Source organism: Pseudomonas savastanoi, assembly GCF_020917325.1.
Taxonomy (GTDB): Bacteria; Pseudomonadota; Gammaproteobacteria; order Pseudomonadales; family Pseudomonadaceae; genus Aquipseudomonas; species Aquipseudomonas amygdali.
Genome location: NZ_CP076652.1, coordinates 5,069,881 through 5,085,903 on the forward strand (window position 1 = coordinate 5,069,881; position 16,023 = coordinate 5,085,903).

At 60.1% G+C, this 16,023-nt stretch carries 16 protein-coding genes; 8 read left to right on the forward strand and 8 right to left on the reverse strand.

Translation table 11 applies throughout. The features are described from left to right. The first annotated feature begins 868 nt into the window (after nt 1–868). From KP808_RS21490 to KP808_RS21500, 3 genes are all read left to right on the forward strand, one after another. A complete protein-coding gene (locus KP808_RS21490) occupies nt 869–2,152 on the forward strand; it encodes an MFS transporter (protein WP_122259676.1) in 1,284 nt (427 codons plus the stop codon). Nucleotides 2,153–2,288: 136 nt separating this feature from the next. Next, on the forward strand, nt 2,289–3,179 hold the full coding sequence (ypfJ, locus tag KP808_RS21495) for a KPN_02809 family neutral zinc metallopeptidase (protein WP_058402577.1): 891 nt from the start codon (nt 2,289–2,291) through the stop codon (nt 3,177–3,179). A 4-nt stretch (nt 3,180–3,183) separates the two neighbouring features. After that, the gene (locus KP808_RS21500) at nt 3,184–4,173 is read left to right on the forward strand and encodes a hypothetical protein (protein ID WP_004655548.1); all 990 of its coding nucleotides are present in this window, start codon (nt 3,184–3,186) and stop codon (nt 4,171–4,173) included. Nucleotides 4,174–4,350: 177 nt separating this feature from the next. On the opposite strand, the gene KP808_RS21505 is transcribed toward KP808_RS21500, so the two are convergent. The 3 genes from KP808_RS21505 to KP808_RS21515 form a co-directional block, all read right to left on the reverse strand. Continuing rightward, nucleotides 4,351–4,941 carry an HAD family hydrolase gene (locus KP808_RS21505; RefSeq protein WP_058402578.1) on the reverse strand — a complete coding sequence of 197 codons (591 nt, stop codon included), beginning with the start codon at nt 4,939–4,941 and terminating at the stop codon, nt 4,351–4,353. Beyond that, on the reverse strand, nt 4,938–5,807 hold the full coding sequence (tesB, locus tag KP808_RS21510; RefSeq protein WP_044322981.1) for an acyl-CoA thioesterase II: 870 nt from the start codon (nt 5,805–5,807) through the stop codon (nt 4,938–4,940). The genes KP808_RS21505 and tesB overlap by 4 nt, the downstream gene beginning before the upstream one ends. Before the next feature lie 139 nt (nt 5,808–5,946). Beyond that, nucleotides 5,947–6,516, reverse strand: a complete 570-nt coding sequence (locus tag KP808_RS21515; RefSeq protein ID WP_044322982.1) for a GNAT family N-acetyltransferase — start codon at nt 6,514–6,516, stop codon at nt 5,947–5,949. Between the two features lie 120 nt (nt 6,517–6,636). Here KP808_RS21515 and KP808_RS21520 point away from each other — a divergent pair, with 120 nt between their 5' ends. Both KP808_RS21520 and KP808_RS21525 read left to right on the forward strand, forming a co-directional pair. Next, nucleotides 6,637–7,554 (forward strand): histone deacetylase family protein, encoded by a 918-nt coding sequence (locus tag KP808_RS21520; RefSeq protein WP_002555253.1) that lies wholly within the window; start codon nt 6,637–6,639, stop codon nt 7,552–7,554. Nucleotides 7,555–7,660: 106 nt separating this feature from the next. Then, nucleotides 7,661–8,899, forward strand: a complete 1,239-nt coding sequence (locus tag KP808_RS21525) for a TIGR03862 family flavoprotein (RefSeq protein ID WP_230018944.1) — start codon at nt 7,661–7,663, stop codon at nt 8,897–8,899. Nucleotides 8,900–8,916: 17 nt separating this feature from the next. Here the strand turns inward: KP808_RS21525 and KP808_RS21530 are convergent, their stop codons facing one another. Continuing rightward, on the reverse strand, nt 8,917–10,245 hold the full coding sequence (locus tag KP808_RS21530) for a DEAD/DEAH box helicase (RefSeq protein WP_010193188.1): 1,329 nt from the start codon (nt 10,243–10,245) through the stop codon (nt 8,917–8,919). A 62-nt stretch (nt 10,246–10,307) separates the two neighbouring features. After that, nucleotides 10,308–11,222, reverse strand: a complete 915-nt coding sequence (gene yedA, locus KP808_RS21535; protein ID WP_230016843.1) for a drug/metabolite exporter YedA — start codon at nt 11,220–11,222, stop codon at nt 10,308–10,310. A 167-nt stretch (nt 11,223–11,389) separates the two neighbouring features. Here yedA and KP808_RS21540 point away from each other — a divergent pair, with 167 nt between their 5' ends. Beyond that, nucleotides 11,390–11,857, forward strand: a complete 468-nt coding sequence (locus KP808_RS21540) for an Lrp/AsnC family transcriptional regulator (RefSeq protein WP_002555257.1) — start codon at nt 11,390–11,392, stop codon at nt 11,855–11,857. Between the two features lie 4 nt (nt 11,858–11,861). On the opposite strand, the gene KP808_RS21545 is transcribed toward KP808_RS21540, so the two are convergent. From KP808_RS21545 to KP808_RS21555, 3 genes are all read right to left on the reverse strand, one after another. Beyond that, nucleotides 11,862–12,473 carry a 3'-5' exonuclease gene (locus tag KP808_RS21545; protein ID WP_044321051.1) on the reverse strand — a complete coding sequence of 204 codons (612 nt, stop codon included), beginning with the start codon at nt 12,471–12,473 and terminating at the stop codon, nt 11,862–11,864. 21 nt (nt 12,474–12,494) lie between these two features. Further along, nucleotides 12,495–12,971 carry an NYN domain-containing protein gene (locus tag KP808_RS21550; RefSeq protein WP_002555259.1) on the reverse strand — a complete coding sequence of 159 codons (477 nt, stop codon included), beginning with the start codon at nt 12,969–12,971 and terminating at the stop codon, nt 12,495–12,497. 270 nt (nt 12,972–13,241) lie between these two features. Further along, nucleotides 13,242–13,946 (reverse strand): DUF2076 domain-containing protein, encoded by a 705-nt coding sequence (locus KP808_RS21555; protein WP_230016844.1) that lies wholly within the window; start codon nt 13,944–13,946, stop codon nt 13,242–13,244. A gap of 197 nt (nt 13,947–14,143) precedes the next feature. On the opposite strand from KP808_RS21555, the gene KP808_RS21560 reads away from it, so the two are divergent. Continuing rightward, nucleotides 14,144–14,806, forward strand: coding sequence for a YciC family protein (locus KP808_RS21560; RefSeq protein WP_230016848.1), 663 nt, complete (start codon nt 14,144–14,146; stop codon nt 14,804–14,806). Nucleotides 14,807–14,839: 33 nt separating this feature from the next. Continuing rightward, the gene (locus KP808_RS21565) at nt 14,840–15,982 is read left to right on the forward strand and encodes an endonuclease/exonuclease/phosphatase family protein (RefSeq protein WP_230016852.1); all 1,143 of its coding nucleotides are present in this window, start codon (nt 14,840–14,842) and stop codon (nt 15,980–15,982) included. The last annotated feature ends 41 nt before the right edge of the window (nt 15,983–16,023 follow it).

Sequence of the window (16,023 nt, forward strand, 5' to 3'; positions counted from 1 at the left end):
CTCTGCGTCGCATGCCGTTCCGGACGCTCCGCGTCCTATCCTGTACAGGCGGCGCGGCGCAGATCTGTGACGCAGAGCGTCACCCACGGCATTACCACGCTGGAGCGTGAGGAACGATAATCCCGACTATCGTGCGGCGCTCCGCGTCGCATGCCGTTCCGGACGCTCCGCCTCCTATCCTGTACAGGCGGCGCGGCGCAGATCTGTGACGCAGAGCGTCACCCACGGCATTACCACGCTGGAGCGTGAGGAACGATTATCTCGACTATCGTGCGGCGCTCCGCGTCGCATGCCGTTCCGGACGCTCCGCCTCCTATCCTGTACAGGCGGCGCGGCGCAGATCTGTGACGCAGAGCGTCACCCACGGCATTACCACGCTGGAGCGTGAGGAACGATTATCTCGACTATCGTGCGGCGCTCCGCGTCGCATGCCGTTCCGGACGCTCCGCCTCCTATCCTGTACAGGCGGCGCGGCGCAGATCTGTGACGCAGAGCGTCACCCACGGCATTACCACGCTGGAGCGTGAGGAACGATTATCTCGACTATCGTGCGGCGCTCCGCGTCGCATGCCGTTCCGGACGCTCCGCGTCCTATCCTGTACAGGCGGCGCGGCGCAGATCTGTGACGCAGAGCGTCACCCACGGCATTACCACGCTGGAGCGTGAGGAACGATTATCTCGACTATCGTGCGGCGCTCCGCGTCGCATGCCGTTCCGGACGCTCCGCGTCCTATCCTGTACATGTGGCGCGGCGCAGATTCTTTCATGCCCGTCACGGCGAAACTGTCAGAATATTTATTAGCTTCCTATCGATACGCTAAGGTATAAACCGAAAACGTGAATTAGCCGCTTCAATGGGATCCCTTTCTTGAGCTCTGAGTCTTCCGCCGCCCCTGCCCCGGTCAAGTTGTCCAGCCAGCCCGGTTTCGTCAGTTTTATACTCTCGCGCCTGATGGCAGTGTTTGCCATGCAGATTCAGGCAGTGGTGGTCGCCTGGCAGGTCTATGACATGACCCGCGAGCCAATGGCACTGGCGTACGTCGGCCTTGCTCAGTTTATTCCCATGTTGCTGCTGTTGATGCCTGCCGGGGACCTGATCGACCGCTACAACCGCAAGGTCATCCTGATGATCAGTTGGGGCGTGCAGGCATTCTGCGGCACCATTCTGTTTGTGTTCTCGGCCTTGAAGCTACAAGACCTGCGGCTGATCTACGGCGCGCTGATGCTCTACGGCTGCGCCCGCGCCTTCACCGGGCCGGCGCTGCAAAGCCTGCTGCCGCAGATTGTCCCGCGTGATCAGTTACCCTCGGCCATTGCCACCAACAGCGTGATCATGCGCTGTTCGACCGTTGGCGGCCCGCTGATCGGCGGCTATCTGTACTGGCTGGGCGGCGCAGAGCTGACGTATTCAGTCTGCGTGGCAGCATTCATAGCTGGCATCCTGTTTCTGGCCCCTGTAGCGACGCCCTTTGCCGGCAAACCGGTGGAACTGGGCTCCAGCGCCTGGGGCCGGTTCACCGCGGGCATTGCCTTCATCCGCTCGCGACCGATCATCCTCGGCACCATTTCACTGGACCTGTTCGCCGTGCTGCTCGGTGGCGTGGTAGCGCTGCTGCCGATCTATGCCCATGAAGTGCTGCATCTGGGCCCCCAAGGGCTGGGCATGCTGCGTGCGTCGATGAGCCTGGGCGAACTGGGCGTCGGTATTTACCTGAGCATGCGTCCGCTGCAGCGCAACGTCGGCATAACCATGTTTCTTGCCGTCGGCCTGTTCGGCGTAGCGAATCTGGTGTTTGCACTGTCGACACTGTTCTGGCTGTCGTGCCTGGCTCTGCTGGTCGCGGGCGCGGCGGACATGGTCAGCGTGTTCATTCGCTCGGCGCTGGTGCAGTTTTCGACGCCGGACAACATGCGCGGCCGGGTCAATGCCGTGAACATGCTGTTTATCGGTTCATCCAATGAACTGGGCGAGTTTCGCGCAGGCACCAGCGCCTCGCTGGTCGGCGCCATACCTGCGGCAATCATGGGTGGCGTCTGCACATTGGGCGTGGTCGGCGCATGGATGACGTGCTTCAAATCGCTGCGGCAGGTCGACCGTTTTGCCGATGCGTCGCCGCCTGACGTGTTGCAGGCGCAGCCCGTGAAAAGCTAGACACGGACTTCCCGAACCAATCGGCGCTCTCGCACCTCTATACCCTCGCATCCTGCACACGCTGGCCGGACCGCCAGACTGGCGCAGACCTGTATCAGCAGCGACACTCATTGCACGAAAAGAAGAGGGATCCGACATGCTCTGGAAAAAAGGCCGACGTAGCGACAACGTAGTCGATGCGCGCGATGGCGGCAGCAGTGGCGGCGGCGGTGGTATGCGCATCGGTGGCAAGGGGCTGGGCCTGGGCGGCATTGTGATCATCGTTGCCATTGGCCTGCTGACCGGACAGGACCCGATGCAGATCCTCGGGCAACTGACCGGGCAAAGCACCGAGCAAAGCGCTCCACCCAGCGCGCAAACGCGTCAGGCACCACCGGCCAACGACCAGCAAGCCGAATTCGTACGCAGTATCCTCGGCGACACTGAAGACACCTGGCGCGCCGTGTTCGCTCAGAACGGTCGCGAGTACAAGGACCCGACGCTGGTGCTGTTCAGCGGCCAGGTCAACTCGGCATGCGGTCGCGCCACCTCGGCGACCGGCCCGTTCTACTGCCCGGCTGACCAGCAGGTCTATCTGGACATGGACTTCTTCCGCGAAATGGCCCAACGCTTTTCCGCCGCTGGAGACTTCGCCCAGGCTTACGTGATCGCCCACGAAGTCGGGCACCATGTGCAGACCCTGCTGGGCATTTCTGCCAAAGTCGACAAGGCTCGTCAGGGCGGGCAAAAAATGGAAGGTGCCAACGGTTTACTGGTCCGCCAGGAGCTTCAGGCGGACTGCTTTGCAGGTGTTTGGGCGTACAACGCACAAAATCGTTTGAACTGGCTTGAGCCGGGTGATATTGAAGAGGCATTGAATGCGGCCAACGCTATCGGCGATGATCGCTTGCAACAGCAAAGCAGTGGTCGAGTCGCTCCGGACTCCTTTACTCATGGGACGTCTGCCCAGCGTGTACGCTGGTTCAAGGCAGGCTTTGCCCAAGGCCAAATCAATCAATGCGATACATTCGCCGCCAAGAGTCTCTGAACACATGATTAAACCGCTTCTGGTCCTGTTGTTGAGCACTGCCTTCGCGAGCCTCGGGGCGCATGCCGAGGATCAAGCGGTTACGTCTATCAGTCCGGATCGCCTGGCCATCAATGGTGCAGAGGCGACACTCGGGCTGAGTCAGGAATGGGTACACCCCAAGCCGAAGATCGAGCGCGCGGTAATCGTGCTGCACGGCCGCCTGCGCAATGCGCAAACTTACCTGCGCAGCATCGAACGTGCCGCTAATCAATCCAAAGAGCGCAGCAAGACCTTGCTGATCGCCCCGCAGTTTCTGGATGAGAAGGACATTGTCGCGCATCACCTGCCGGAGTCGATTCTGCGCTGGCGCCAGAACAGCTGGATGGAAGGCGCAACCGCCACCAATCCCAAGCCCGTCAGTTCGTTTCTGGTCCTGGACCATATCCTCAAGCGTCTGAGCGACAGCAAGCTGTTCCCGAATCTGAAAGAAGTGGTCATTGCCGGGCATTCCGGTGGTGCTCAGGTGGTGCAGCGCTACGCGATGATCGGCGGCAAGGAAGATGCGCTGCTGCAGCGGGAAGGCGTGAAGCTGCGTTATGTGATTGCCAACCCGTCGTCCTATGCCTATTTCGACGCAGAGCGGCCTGAACCGGTAACGGCGCAGAGCTGCCCTGATTTCGATGAGTGGAAATACGGTCTGAACAAGATGCCGTTCTATTCGGGCAAGGAAAAACCGGCTGACATCGAGAAGAATTACGTGAAGCGCGACATCACTTACCTGATGGGCGAGCTGGACACCGATCGCAACCACCCTGCTCTGGACAAGACCTGTGCCGCCGAAGCGCAAGGCGCGTATCGCCTGATTCGTGGCCAGAACTACTTCAACTACCTCAAGAAGCGCCACCCTGAAGGGCTGAACCAGCGCCTGGTGATCGTGCCGAAAGTCGGCCACAACGGCGACGGGATCTTCACCTCGCCCGAGGGTCAGGCGGTGTTGTTCAAGCCGTTTTGATTGGATGACTCTCGAGCACTATAACTATCGTCCCCACGCTCCGCGTGGGGATGCATGTCCGGACGCTCTGCGTCCTATCCTGCGTGTGCAGTGCTGCGCAGAGCTGTGACGCAGAGCGTCACGAAATGCATGCCAACGCGGAGCATTGGCACGATAGGCGGGGTCAGCCTCCCGCCTTCACCCCAACATCCCGCGTAGCACAGTGCAATCCACGGCATGCCAGTCCGTCAGCTCAGGCCAGGGGTTGTCTTTCAGGTTGACCAGAACGGTCTTGGCGCCCGCCGCACGGCCGCAGTTCAGGTCATGCATGTAGTCGCCGATCATGACCATCTGCTCCGGCTCGACACTCCAGCGATTGGCCAGTTTCAGCAAACCCGCCGGATCCGGCTTGGGGGTCGCTTCGTCGCGGCCCAGTACATCCTCGACAGCAAAGCAGTCCGCCAGGCCGATGGCTTTCAAGGTGATGTACGCGAGCTCTTGAGCGTTACGGGTCAGTATCCCCAACCGATAACCGCGCGCCGACAACTCACGAACCAGTTCGACCGCGCCCTCGGCTGGCTGCGAAGCCAGCGCCAGCTCCCGTTCGTGTTCCAGCAGCCATGCATGCTTGGCCGCCGACTCGTCAGCGGGCAACGCGGCAAGATGCCCCAGAATATCGTGGTCCTGAGGGATGCCCAGTTCACGCTTGATTGCCGGAAAGTCATGGACCGGGATGGTCAGGGTGCCATCCATGTCGAAAACCCAGTGCCGTATACCGTCGAGTGTCATGCCCAATCCTTACGGTGGCGGATCAGCCCTTCCTGGCTGACCGATGCAACCAGTTGCCCGGCGCGGTTGAAGATACTGCCGCGTGAGAAGCCGCGGGAGTTGCCAGCCCAGGGACTGTCCATCGCATAGAGCAGCCAGTCATCGGTACGCAGGTCGTTGTGGAACCACAGCGAGTGATCGAGGCTGGCGACCTGCATATCGCGCTGCCAGACCGTCTTGCCATGCGGCCGTAACGAAGTGGTCAGCAGGTTGAAGTCGGAGGCATAAGCCAACATGTAACGATGCAGCGCCTGCACGTCCGACAGGCTGCCATCGGCGCGAAACCACACGTACTTCACCGGCTCGCCTGGCTTGGGATCGTACGGATCTTCGGATGTCACGGGGCGGAACTGAATCGGTTTGGGGCGCAGAAACTTGTCGTGCATCGCTTCGGGAATCAGGTGTGCTCGGCCCGTCAGCAGCTCTAGCTCGGACGGCAGGTTTTCCGGACCGACAATCTGCGGCATCGACGCCTGGTGCTCAAAGCCCTCTTCGTCGTACTGAAACGAGGCGCTGCACGTGAAAATCGGCTTGCCCTTCTGAATGGCAGTCACACGGCGCGTGCTGAAACTGCCGCCGTCGCGCACGCGGTCCACTTGATAGACCACCGGCAGGCCTGCATCGCCAGGGCGCAGAAAATAGCCGTGCAGCGAGTGAACGTGGCGGTCCTCTTCGACGGTCTGACTGGCGGCAGACAACGACTGCCCCAGCACCTGACCGCCAAACAGCTGGCGAAAACCCAGGTCCTGGCTGCGGCCGCGAAAAAGGTTCTCTTCAATGGCTTCCAGCGTCAGCAACTCAACCAGATCATCCAGCACTTGGCTCATTCTCACTCCTCTTGCACATCGACTCTGCACTTTTACGGCAACGGCAGTCGCTGCATTTTCCGACAGGCCTCTGGCCCATCCCACTGGAATGGAATGATACAGATTTAAGATGGTTGGCCTAATTCAATCTACACCCTGATCAAGGCTTCAGCGTCCTGAGCCACTGCTCATGGCTGATCCGGTACAGCACGTGCGGCTTGAGCGGATGGCCGTCATCCAGATTGGGATGATCGAAGTTGCCGGACTCATCCTGCTGCATACCGATTGCCTGCATAACTTTTTGCGACGGCTGATTATTAACCGCGGTAAACGACACGATCTCCTTCAAATTCAGGCGCTCGAAACCACAGCCCAGCGCGGTCCATGCCGCCTCGCTGGCAAAGCCCAGGCCCCAGTGGTCATAAGCCAGCCGCCAGCCGATTTCCACGGCCGGCGTAAAAGATGCCTTGAAACCCACGACATGCAGCCCGGTAAAACCGATGAATTCGCCGGTATCCTTACGCTCCAGCGCCCAAAACCCGAAGCCCAATTCGGCAAAATGACCACGTAACCGTCCGATCATGGCGGCGCTTTCAAGACGGCTCAGCGGTTCGGGGAAATAACGCATCACGCGCGGGTCCGCGCACATCTCGGCGAATGCTGGCAAATCATCGTCGCGCCACTGCCGCATCAGCAGCCGGGCGCTGTCTAGCTTGAGTATCGGTTCCATCGATTCCCCCGTGTAACGAGACATAAGTGGGCGTCAGCGTAGTTATCCACTGCGCCAGACAACTGGGCGTGCGCACGCTTTGCTGGCACTATCGGGCTTCGACCTGTCAACGGACGCAAAATGTCCCTACCGCTTATCTACCATGAAGACTACAGCCCGGACTTCCCGGCGGATCACCGCTTCCCGATGGACAAGTTCCGTCTGTTACGTGACTACTTGGTCGACAGCGGCCTGACCAGTGACGTTCAATTAATGCGTCCCGAGTTATGCCCGGCGGACATTCTGGCGCTGGCTCATGACCCGTCCTACATCAGCCGCTACCTTAATGGCGACCTGTCCCGTGAAGACCAGCGGCGTCTGGGCCTGCCATGGAGCGAGGCGCTGGCCCGTCGCACGGTTCGTGCCGTGGGTGGTTCGTTACTGACTGCCGAGCAGGCTTTGAAGCACGGCATGGCCTGCCATCTGGCGGGCGGCACCCACCATGCGCACTATGATTACCCGGCCGGTTTCTGCATTTTCAACGACCTGGCGGTGATCAGTCAGTACCTGTTGCAAAGCGGCCGCGTGGACAAGGTCCTTATCTTCGACTGCGATGTGCATCAAGGCGACGGTACGGCGCGTATTCTGGCCGATACCGAGGACGCCATTACCGTCTCGCTGCACTGCGAAAAGAACTTCCCGGCGCGCAAGGCGCAGAGCGACTGGGATATCCCGCTGCCGATGGGGATGGGCGACGCCGATTACCTCAACGTGGTCGACGATCTGCTCAACTACCTGTTGCCGTTCTACAAGCCGGATCTTGTGCTGTATGACGCAGGAGTGGACGTTCACAAGGATGATGCGCTGGGCTATCTGCAACTGACCGATCAGGGCGTGGCCAATCGCGACGAAGCCGTGTTGCGTCATTGCCTGAGCCGCGACATTCCGGTCATGGGCGTGATCGGCGGCGGCTACAGCAAGGACCGTCAGGCGCTGGCAAGACGCCACGGGATCCTGCATCACAGTGCGCAACGGGTCTGGGACGACATGGGCTTATGACAGCGCGCTGCACCTCACCACAGTCGCAGCCAATGAGTTGCACCACACCTGAAAACAACGCTCGGGTAGAATGCCCACCTCCTCTGCTATCGATACTTCGCTGACCATGACCGACCTCGCCTCTCCTGCTTCCCGAACCGTCGCCATTATCGGAGGCGGCCCTGCGGGGTTGATGGCAGCAGAGGTGTTGAGCCAGGCAGGGCTGAACGTCGATCTGTATGACGCCATGCCTTCAGTAGGACGCAAGTTTCTGCTGGCCGGGGTGGGCGGCATGAACATAACGCACTCCGAGCCCTACCCGGCTTTTCTGTCGCGCTACGCTGAACGTTCGCCGATGATCGCGCCTTTGTTGCGTAGTTTTAGTGCCGATGAGCTGTGCCAGTGGATTCATGCGCAGGGTATCGAGACGTTTGTCGGCAGCTCGGGCCGTGTGTTCCCCACTGACATGAAAGCAGCACCGCTGCTACGCGCCTGGCTCAAGCGCCTGCGTGATGCGGGTGTCACGATTCACACGCGGCATCGCTGGCTGGGCTGGAACGCTGATGGCAGCCTGCGCATTGCCTGCGCCGATGGCGAAAAGGCGCTCAACCCGGCAGCCACATTGTTGGCGCTGGGCGGAGCCAGTTGGGCGCGGCTGGGGTCTGACGGGGCCTGGTTGCCATGGCTGCAAGCCAGGCAGGTCGAGGTTGCGCCTTTGCAGGCCGCCAACTGTGGTTTCGAGGTGAGCGCCTGGAGCGACCTGCTGCGCGACAAGTTTGCCGGTGCGCCGTTGAAAAACATCGCCATGGGCCTGCATGGCCATGCCCTGCGCTTGGGCGAATGTGTACTGACCGGGACGGGTGTGGAAGGCAGCCTGGTGTATGCACTGTCGGCGCAGATTCGTGAACAGATCAACCTTCACGGTTCGGCGATTGTGGACATTGACCTGCTGCCCGGCAAAACGCTGACAGATATTCAAAAAGCCCTGAGCAAACCACGTGGCTCGCGCTCGATGTCCAAGCACCTGCACAGCCAATTGGGCCTGGACGGCGCAAAGGCAGCGCTTTTACGCGAACTTGCGCCTCGTGAAGCGTTTGCCGATCCGCTGTTGTTGAGTGAAGCCATCAAGGCGTTGCCACTGCCCCTGATCAAACCACGCCCCATCGATGAGGCCATCAGCACCGCAGGTGGCGTGACCTTCGAAGCCATGGACGAACGTCTGATGCTCAGGCAATTGCCCGGCGTGTTCTGCGCAGGCGAAATGCTCGACTGGGAAGCCCCTACAGGCGGCTACCTGCTGACCGCCTGCTTCGCCAGCGGCCGCGCTGCGGGGTTGGGGATGGTGGAGTGGCTGCAATCGCGCTGATCTTGTCCCCCACGTGATCACGGCTTCTTCTTGCGCGGGCCGGTGTTGAAGACCGGCACTTTACGTACGGGTTTGACCGCTGGCGCAGGCTCTGACTCGCCGCTGTCGACCCATTTGCCCAGGTTACGTTTGCTGCCCGAGACCTTGGGCTTTTTCGGTTTCTTGGGCTTTTTCAGGATCTGGCCGCTGGCATCTGTAGTCGGCACCCGGTGCTCAGGCTCAAAGTCCTGTTCTTCCTTGCGCTCCAGGGTCTGGCGGGTCAGCACTTCGATGGCCGACAGCAGTTCGACTTCATCAGCACACACCAGCGAGATCGCCTCGCCCGTAAGCCCCGCCCGGCCGGTGCGGCCAATACGGTGGATGTAATCCTCGGCCACAATCGGCAGGTCCAGATTGACGACCGTAGGCAGATCATCGATATCCAGACCACGAGCCGCCACGTCGGTGGCAACCAGAATCTTCACTTCATTGCTCTTGAAGCGGTCCAGCGCACGCTGGCGAGTAGCCTGCGGCTTGTCGCCGTGAATGCCATCAGCGTTCAGACCCAGACCCTGCAAACGGTCCACTAGTTGATCAACGCCAACCCGGGTCTTGGCGAACACCAGCACCTGGCCCCAGCGATGTTTTTTCATCAGATGGATGAACAGATCAGCCTTGCGCTTCTTGTCCACGGTCACAACCCATTGCTTGACCGACGACGCCGCCACGTTGCGCGGGCTGACCTCGATGGTCAGCGGATCATTGAGCATCTGCGCGGCCAGCAGACGAATTTCGTCGGAAAAGGTCGCGGAGAACAGCAAGGTCTGGCGCTGCTTGGGCAGTACCGCGTAGATGCCACGCAATTCCTCGGCAAAGCCCAGATCAAGCATGCGGTCGGCTTCATCAAGGATCAGGGTCTGCAACTGCGAGAACTTGACTGCATTCTGACGATGCAGGTCGAGTAGACGTCCCGGTGTCGCAACCAGCACGTCCACGCCCTTGCGCAGCTTCATCATTTGCGGGTTGATGCTCACGCCACCGTAGGCTGCGTAAGTGCTCAACGGCAGGTGCTCGGCATACTGACGAATGCTTTCGTGAACCTGATCGGCCAGTTCGCGGGTCGGGGCCAATACCAGCGCGCGAACGCAATTAGGCGCGACTTTCGGCCCTTCCATGGTCAGGCGCTGCAACAGCGGCAAGGCAAAACCTGCGGTCTTGCCGGTGCCGGTCTGGGCAGCTGCCATCAGATCGCGGCCCGCCAGTACCGGAGGAATTGCCTGGGTCTGTACAGGCGTCGGAGTCTGGTAACCGAGCGCTTCAAGGGCGCGCAGCAAGGGTTCGATCAGGCCGAGAGAGGCGAATGTCATGGAGATACCGTAGGAAAAATTCAACGCAAGGCGCGCAGTTTAACCTGTCCGGCCCGCCTCGGTTAGCTTGTGCGTGTCGATCCGACCTTTCGTACCGCCGACCTGCGCCATTGCGGCAGGCCAATCAGCACCACAGCGCTGATAATCACCACCATGGCCATGCACTCTTCAATACCGATTGTCTCTCCCGCAAACACCACGCCAAGCATCACCGCCACTGCCGGGTTGACGTAGGCATAGCTGGTTGCGGCTGCCGGGCGCACATTCTTGAGCAGGTACATATACGCGCTGAATGCGACGATAGAGCCAAACACCACCAGATACAGCAGCGCGCCCCAGCCCGCTGCAGTCGGCATGTGCGCAAGGCGCTCGCCGCTCAAAGTGCTGCCGATCAGCAGCGTCGCGCCGGCAGTGATCATTTCTGCCGCACTGGCCATCGGACCTTTGGGCAACGGCATATGCTTGCTTAATACAGAGCCGAACGCCCAAGACGCCGCGGCAAAGAGCACCAGCGCAGCGCCATAAGGGCTGGCTTGCAGATTGGAACCGAGATTCAGCAGACCGATACCGATCAGGCCCAGCACGATGCCCGCCCACTCCAGATTAGTGGTGCGGTTGCCCCAGAACAGGCCGAACAGCAAGGTAAACAGCGGCATGGTCGCCACCGCCAGCGCCGCAACGCCTGATGCTACGCCTGCGTGTTCGGCCAGCGTCACACCGCCATTACCGCATGCCAACAGCAGGAAGCCAATCACAAACGCCGCCTTCCACTCGCGCCAGGTCGGTGCTGGCACGCCGCGATAACGCAGGAAGCCGTACATCAGGCACCCGGCAATCAGAAAACGCACGCCAGCCATCATCAGCGGCGGCCATGACTCCACGCCGATACGGATGACCAGATAGGTAGAGCCCCAGATCAGGTACAAGGCCAGAAAGGCACCAATGAGCAACGGCGAAATACGAACGGACTGAGGCATGGCAAGGCTCTGGGATCATTGTTATGGTGGACCTATTGTATGAAGGCCTAAGGCGGATATTAAGCAGAAAAACCTGTTTAAACCGCACTGAAACTTACGATTCAATGCTTGTAAGGTCTGCTTTCCTTTTATTTTAAAATTACCCATCGCACAGCACGAGGCACGTCATGACGCTGGATAAATACGATCGGATTCTGCTCGATGAGCTGCTGAAAAATGGCCGGGCGTCTTTTGCGCAGCTGGCGAAACTGGTCAACCTGTCCGCCCCTGCTGTGGCCGAGCGGGTCGCCAAGCTTGAGGCGAGCGGTGTGATTACCGGGTACGAAGCGAAGGTCGATCTGTCGAAGGTCGGTTTGCCGATTCAATGCCTGATCGAGTTGCGCATGGGCAGTCACGGCAATCAACAGGCGTACAAGGAGCTGTGGCAGGTCCCTGAGCTGATCCAGTGTTACCGGGTGACGGGCGACCCGTGCGTGATCATGAGGGCTGCGGTGGATTCGATGCCGCACCTGGAAGACCTGATCAATCGGATCGCCAGGTTTGGCTTCAGCAAAACCTCAATCGTGCTGTCGACAGCGGTGGAACGCAGCCTGCCGGCCGATTATCTGACCAGCAACGGCAAGCAGGAACACTAAAAGATCAGAAGCCGCGCTGACGCTTGAGCGTTTCGCCGATCTTGGCGGCGGGGACTTTCTGAAGGGAACACAGCATCTGGTGGGAGATTGACGCGATGCCGTGAGTGTTGCGCAGTTCGTTGGTCAGATACGCCGTGAGGTTGGCGGCCATTTCCGCATCGGCCATCGCCCGGTGAGCCTTGCCGGTATTGGGCAGGCGCGCGTAGCTGGTCAGCGTGCCAAGCTTGTGATTCGGTGCGCCAGGCATCAGGCGTCGGGCCAGCAGCATCGAACAGGCAAAGCTCTGTTCGCGCTTGCGCTGAATGCGCGACAGTTCGTAGTCCCAGAATTTCTGGTCGAACGAGGCATTGTGCGCGACCAGCGGCGTGGCACCGACGAAATCTGCCACATCGCCCATCACCCGTTCGGCGCTGGGGGCGGTACGAATCATGTTGTTGCTGATACCGGTCAACCCTTCGATGAACGCAGGAATACGCACTCCGGCATTCATCAGGCTCTGAAAGCGCTCGACAATACGCCCCTGCTCCATGATGACCACGGCAATCTCGGTTGCCCGGCAGCTATGGCCCGGGGAGATGCCGGTGGTTTCAAAGTCGATGACTGCAATACGTTCCAACACTGGCCTGACCCTGTAAATTCATTTCAGCAACAACGCGCCTTCGATAGGCACATAACGACTGGCTGCGCGAATCAACGAGTTCGCGGTCAGCCCCGGCACGCCATAGGCCACCGCCTCAACACCATGTTTGCTGATCACACGTTCGAGCAACATGTCGAAATCGCCATCACCCGATGCCAGCACGACTTCGTCCACTTGCGGCGCGAAATCCATGATATCGATGGTGATGCCGACATCCCAGTCCCCTTTCGCCGAACCGTCGCTGCGCTGGATGTACGGTTTGAGCCTGACGGTAAACCCCAGATTGCGCAGGATCTGCTGGAACTGCTGTTGTTTGCTGTCGCCACGATCGATGGCGTAGGCAAACGCGTGAACAATCTCGCCGCGCTTGCTGATATCCGCCCACAAGGCGGCGTAATTGAAATGACAGCCATGCGCCTGGCGCACGGTGTAATACAGGTTCTGCACGTCGGCGAACACCGCGATCTTCTTCACCGCAATTCCTCATGGCGGGCAACACGCCCACTGGTTACAGCGATCCGGAATGTGAATCGGCGCCCAGTATGCCAGCTTGAGAACGGAATTGAGCTTCAACTATCGTGCGACGCTCCGCGTCGCACGCATTTCTGGACGCTCCACGTCCGATCTTGAATAGCCGGAGCGGCGCAGACCTGTGACGCGGAGCGTCACCCAGGGCATTCCCACGCTGGAGCGTGCGGAACGATAATTGTCTGTTCTGGAGCGTGAGAAGCGATCACTGCGTCCTCACACAAACGAATCATCATCAGAGAACATGTCGCCGCCATCGTCAAAGTTGTCATCGGCGGTGTACTGCTGATCCGGCTGTCCCCAGCCGCCCTGATCATTGAACGAGCCAGTGTCCTGAGCCTGTGGCGCGTCGTGAATGACCTCGACGATCTCCTGCGGCTGGCTGTGGTGGCTGAACATGCTGCTGATGCCCTCTGCCAGCAGCACACCGCCCGCCACACCGGCCGCGGTCTTCAACGCACCGCCGATAAAGCCACTGCCCGCAGCCGGAGCAGGCGCGGCATAACCGCCCTGCGGCGCTGCGGGCGCAGGGGCTGGATTGAAACCGGCACCGTCGCGCCAGCCGCCACCCGAAGCCTGGGCCGGCTGAGCCTGAGGCGCTCGCGAGGCGCTGCTGCCGAAAATACTCGACAGAAACCCGCCGCTGGCCGGTGCTGACGAAGATTGCCCTTTGGCCTGCTGCAGCTCGGCCTGCAACTGCTGAATCTGCTCGTCGCGCTGTTTCACCTGCTGATTGAGCTGGTTGACCGCAGCTTCCTGCACCAGAATCGCCTGCGTCATGTAATACGGCGCAGCGGGCTGGCGAGCCAGATGCTCCTTGATGCGCGCCTCGGCCGCAGCATCTCGCGGGGCGGATGCCGTTTCTGCGTCTTTCAGTTTCGAGAAAAGACCATCAATCAGGGTTTGCTCTTCGCTGTTCATGACCACCTCACTGAGTTGCCACTGGAATTCTTTCCTGCCGCACCGGCAGGACCATGCTCAGAAAATGGGGCCTCATCCACCCGCTTCAATGACATGAAGAAAAAGATAAGAAGATCTCGGCCCACCACCACTGCGCTTGGTTCGGCAGGGGCCATGGGCTAAAGTGTGCGCCTGCTTTTAGCCAGCGATCTATCTACATGAACCCGTTGACCGTCATCCAGGATTCGCTCTATTTCTTTCGGCGCAATCTGGGCAGCATCGTGCTGCTGTGCCTGCCTGTCGTGATACTCGAGGTGCTGGCCAAACAAGCGCTGAGCAACGCCATGTCCGCCGACACGTCGCCTGCCTACGAATTGGTCATCGGGCTGTTTTTCTACCCTATCTATACAGCGGCACTGATCCTGTTTCTCGACGCACGCAGCCGTGGCGAAGACGTCTACACCCGCGACCTGCTGGCCATGGCGTTGCGCCTGTGGCCCACCTTCGCCGTACTCTCGGCAATGAGCACCCTGCTGATCATGTTCGGCCTTTCGCTGTTCGTGGTCCCCGGCCTCTGGGTCATGATCAAACTGGCGTTCTGCGAATACCTGCTGGTCCTGCGCAAGCTCACACCGTTCATGGCCATGCGCGAAAGCATGCTGATGACCACCGGGCACTTCATCCGCATTCTGGTGTGCGTGCTGAGCGTCTACATTCCCCTGTGGCTGCTTGAGGGCGCCAGCCTGTACCTGTTTCCGGAACCGCAAAGCGCAGCGGTTTCCGTGATCACCGACAGCATCGGCAGCTTCCTGCAACTGTTCACCACCATTGTGACCTTCCGCCTGTTCATGCTGATCAGCGAGCCCGCGCACAGGGCCTGAACCAACAGCTGACGCCAGACGCACCGATTCGGTATGCTCAATACCGAATCCCTCACCGAGCGCCTGGCGCTCCAAGTCGAGCCGATGCCACGTCTACTGCTACGTCTGACTCTGTACAGCCTGCTGCTGGTCGCCGTATTGCTGGTAATGGTGTACCAACTGACCTGGCGCCCTCCAGCCCGCGAGTTACTCCCGGCCACCTGCAACCCTGCGGTTCAGGCGCCGAAGCTGGTGCCGGGGCAAGCCCTGAAAGTCATGACCTGGAACATCCAGTACCTGGCGGGCAAGCGCTATGTGTTCTGGTACGACATGGCCGACGGCAGCGGCCCGGACGAACGCCCGACGCATGAAGACCTGGCCTACAACCTGGATGAAGTGGCGCGGGTCATCCGTGATGAACAGCCGGATATCGTACTGCTGCAAGGGGTCGACGATGGTGCCAAAAACTCCGATTACGAAGACCAACTGGCATTGATCAAAGAGCGAGTGGCGGACCTCTACCCCTGCAGCACGCAGGCGTTCTACTGGAAGGCAGAGTTCGTACCCAACCCGCATATCTGGGGCAGCGTCGGCAGAAAACTGGCGACCCTCAGCCGCTTCCACATCGACAGTGCCGAACGCGTGCAACTGCCGGTGCCAGACGCCAATATCATCAGCCGTCAGTTCCAGCCCAAGGATGCCTTGCTGGTCAGCTACCTGCCCCTGCGTGACGGCGGCAAACTGGCCGTCATCAACACCAGCCTGACCACCGCCAGACACACAGGCGACACCGCACAAAAACAGGTCGCTGCCACTGAGACGCAGCTGGACAAGCTGGAAAGCGGCGGCACACCGTGGCTGATCGGCGGCGACTTCAACCTGCTGCCGCTGGGTCAATACCAACGCCTCCCAGAGGAGCAACGCCTCGGCTACGCCGCCGACAGCGAACTGCACGAGCTGTGGGAAAAATACCCGATGATCCCCGACAACGCCGAATCCAGCGGCATAGACCGCAGCAAATGGCTGACGCACTTCCCCAACGACAGCCGCATCAACGGGCCGGACCGGACGGTGGATTACCTGTTTTACAGCCCGAGTTTGAAGCGGGTCAGTGCGCGGGTGCGGCGGGACGATACTTTGTTGATATCTGATCACCTGCCGGTGATTGGGCGGTTTTTGTTGCCGGTTTTGCCCTGAGGGGTTCCTGCTCTGTAATCAGATAGTTTTCTAAAATAAGG

Excerpts from the sequence above, each read along its gene's own strand:
- yedA (WP_230016843.1), bottom strand. The coding sequence starts at position 11,222 with ATGCCTCAGTCCGTTCGTATTTCGCCGTTGCTCATTGGTGCCTTTCTG.
- KP808_RS21525 (WP_230018944.1), top strand. The coding sequence starts at position 7,661 with ATGACCGACCTCGCCTCTCCTGCTTCCCGAACCGTCGCCATTATCGGA.
- KP808_RS21500 (WP_004655548.1), top strand. The coding sequence starts at position 3,184 with ATGATTAAACCGCTTCTGGTCCTGTTGTTGAGCACTGCCTTCGCGAGC.
- KP808_RS21560 (WP_230016848.1), top strand. The coding sequence starts at position 14,144 with ATGAACCCGTTGACCGTCATCCAGGATTCGCTCTATTTCTTTCGGCGC.
- KP808_RS21520 (WP_002555253.1), top strand. The coding sequence starts at position 6,637 with ATGTCCCTACCGCTTATCTACCATGAAGACTACAGCCCGGACTTCCCG.
- KP808_RS21555 (WP_230016844.1), bottom strand. The coding sequence starts at position 13,946 with ATGAACAGCGAAGAGCAAACCCTGATTGATGGTCTTTTCTCGAAACTG.
- tesB (WP_044322981.1), bottom strand. The coding sequence starts at position 5,807 with ATGAGCCAAGTGCTGGATGATCTGGTTGAGTTGCTGACGCTGGAAGCC.
- KP808_RS21515 (WP_044322982.1), bottom strand. The coding sequence starts at position 6,516 with ATGGAACCGATACTCAAGCTAGACAGCGCCCGGCTGCTGATGCGGCAG.
- KP808_RS21505 (WP_058402578.1), bottom strand. The coding sequence starts at position 4,941 with ATGACACTCGACGGTATACGGCACTGGGTTTTCGACATGGATGGCACC.
- KP808_RS21540 (WP_002555257.1), top strand. The coding sequence starts at position 11,390 with ATGACGCTGGATAAATACGATCGGATTCTGCTCGATGAGCTGCTGAAA.
- KP808_RS21565 (WP_230016852.1), top strand. The coding sequence starts at position 14,840 with ATGCTCAATACCGAATCCCTCACCGAGCGCCTGGCGCTCCAAGTCGAG.
- KP808_RS21530 (WP_010193188.1), bottom strand. The coding sequence starts at position 10,245 with ATGACATTCGCCTCTCTCGGCCTGATCGAACCCTTGCTGCGCGCCCTT.
- ypfJ (WP_058402577.1), top strand. The coding sequence starts at position 2,289 with ATGCTCTGGAAAAAAGGCCGACGTAGCGACAACGTAGTCGATGCGCGC.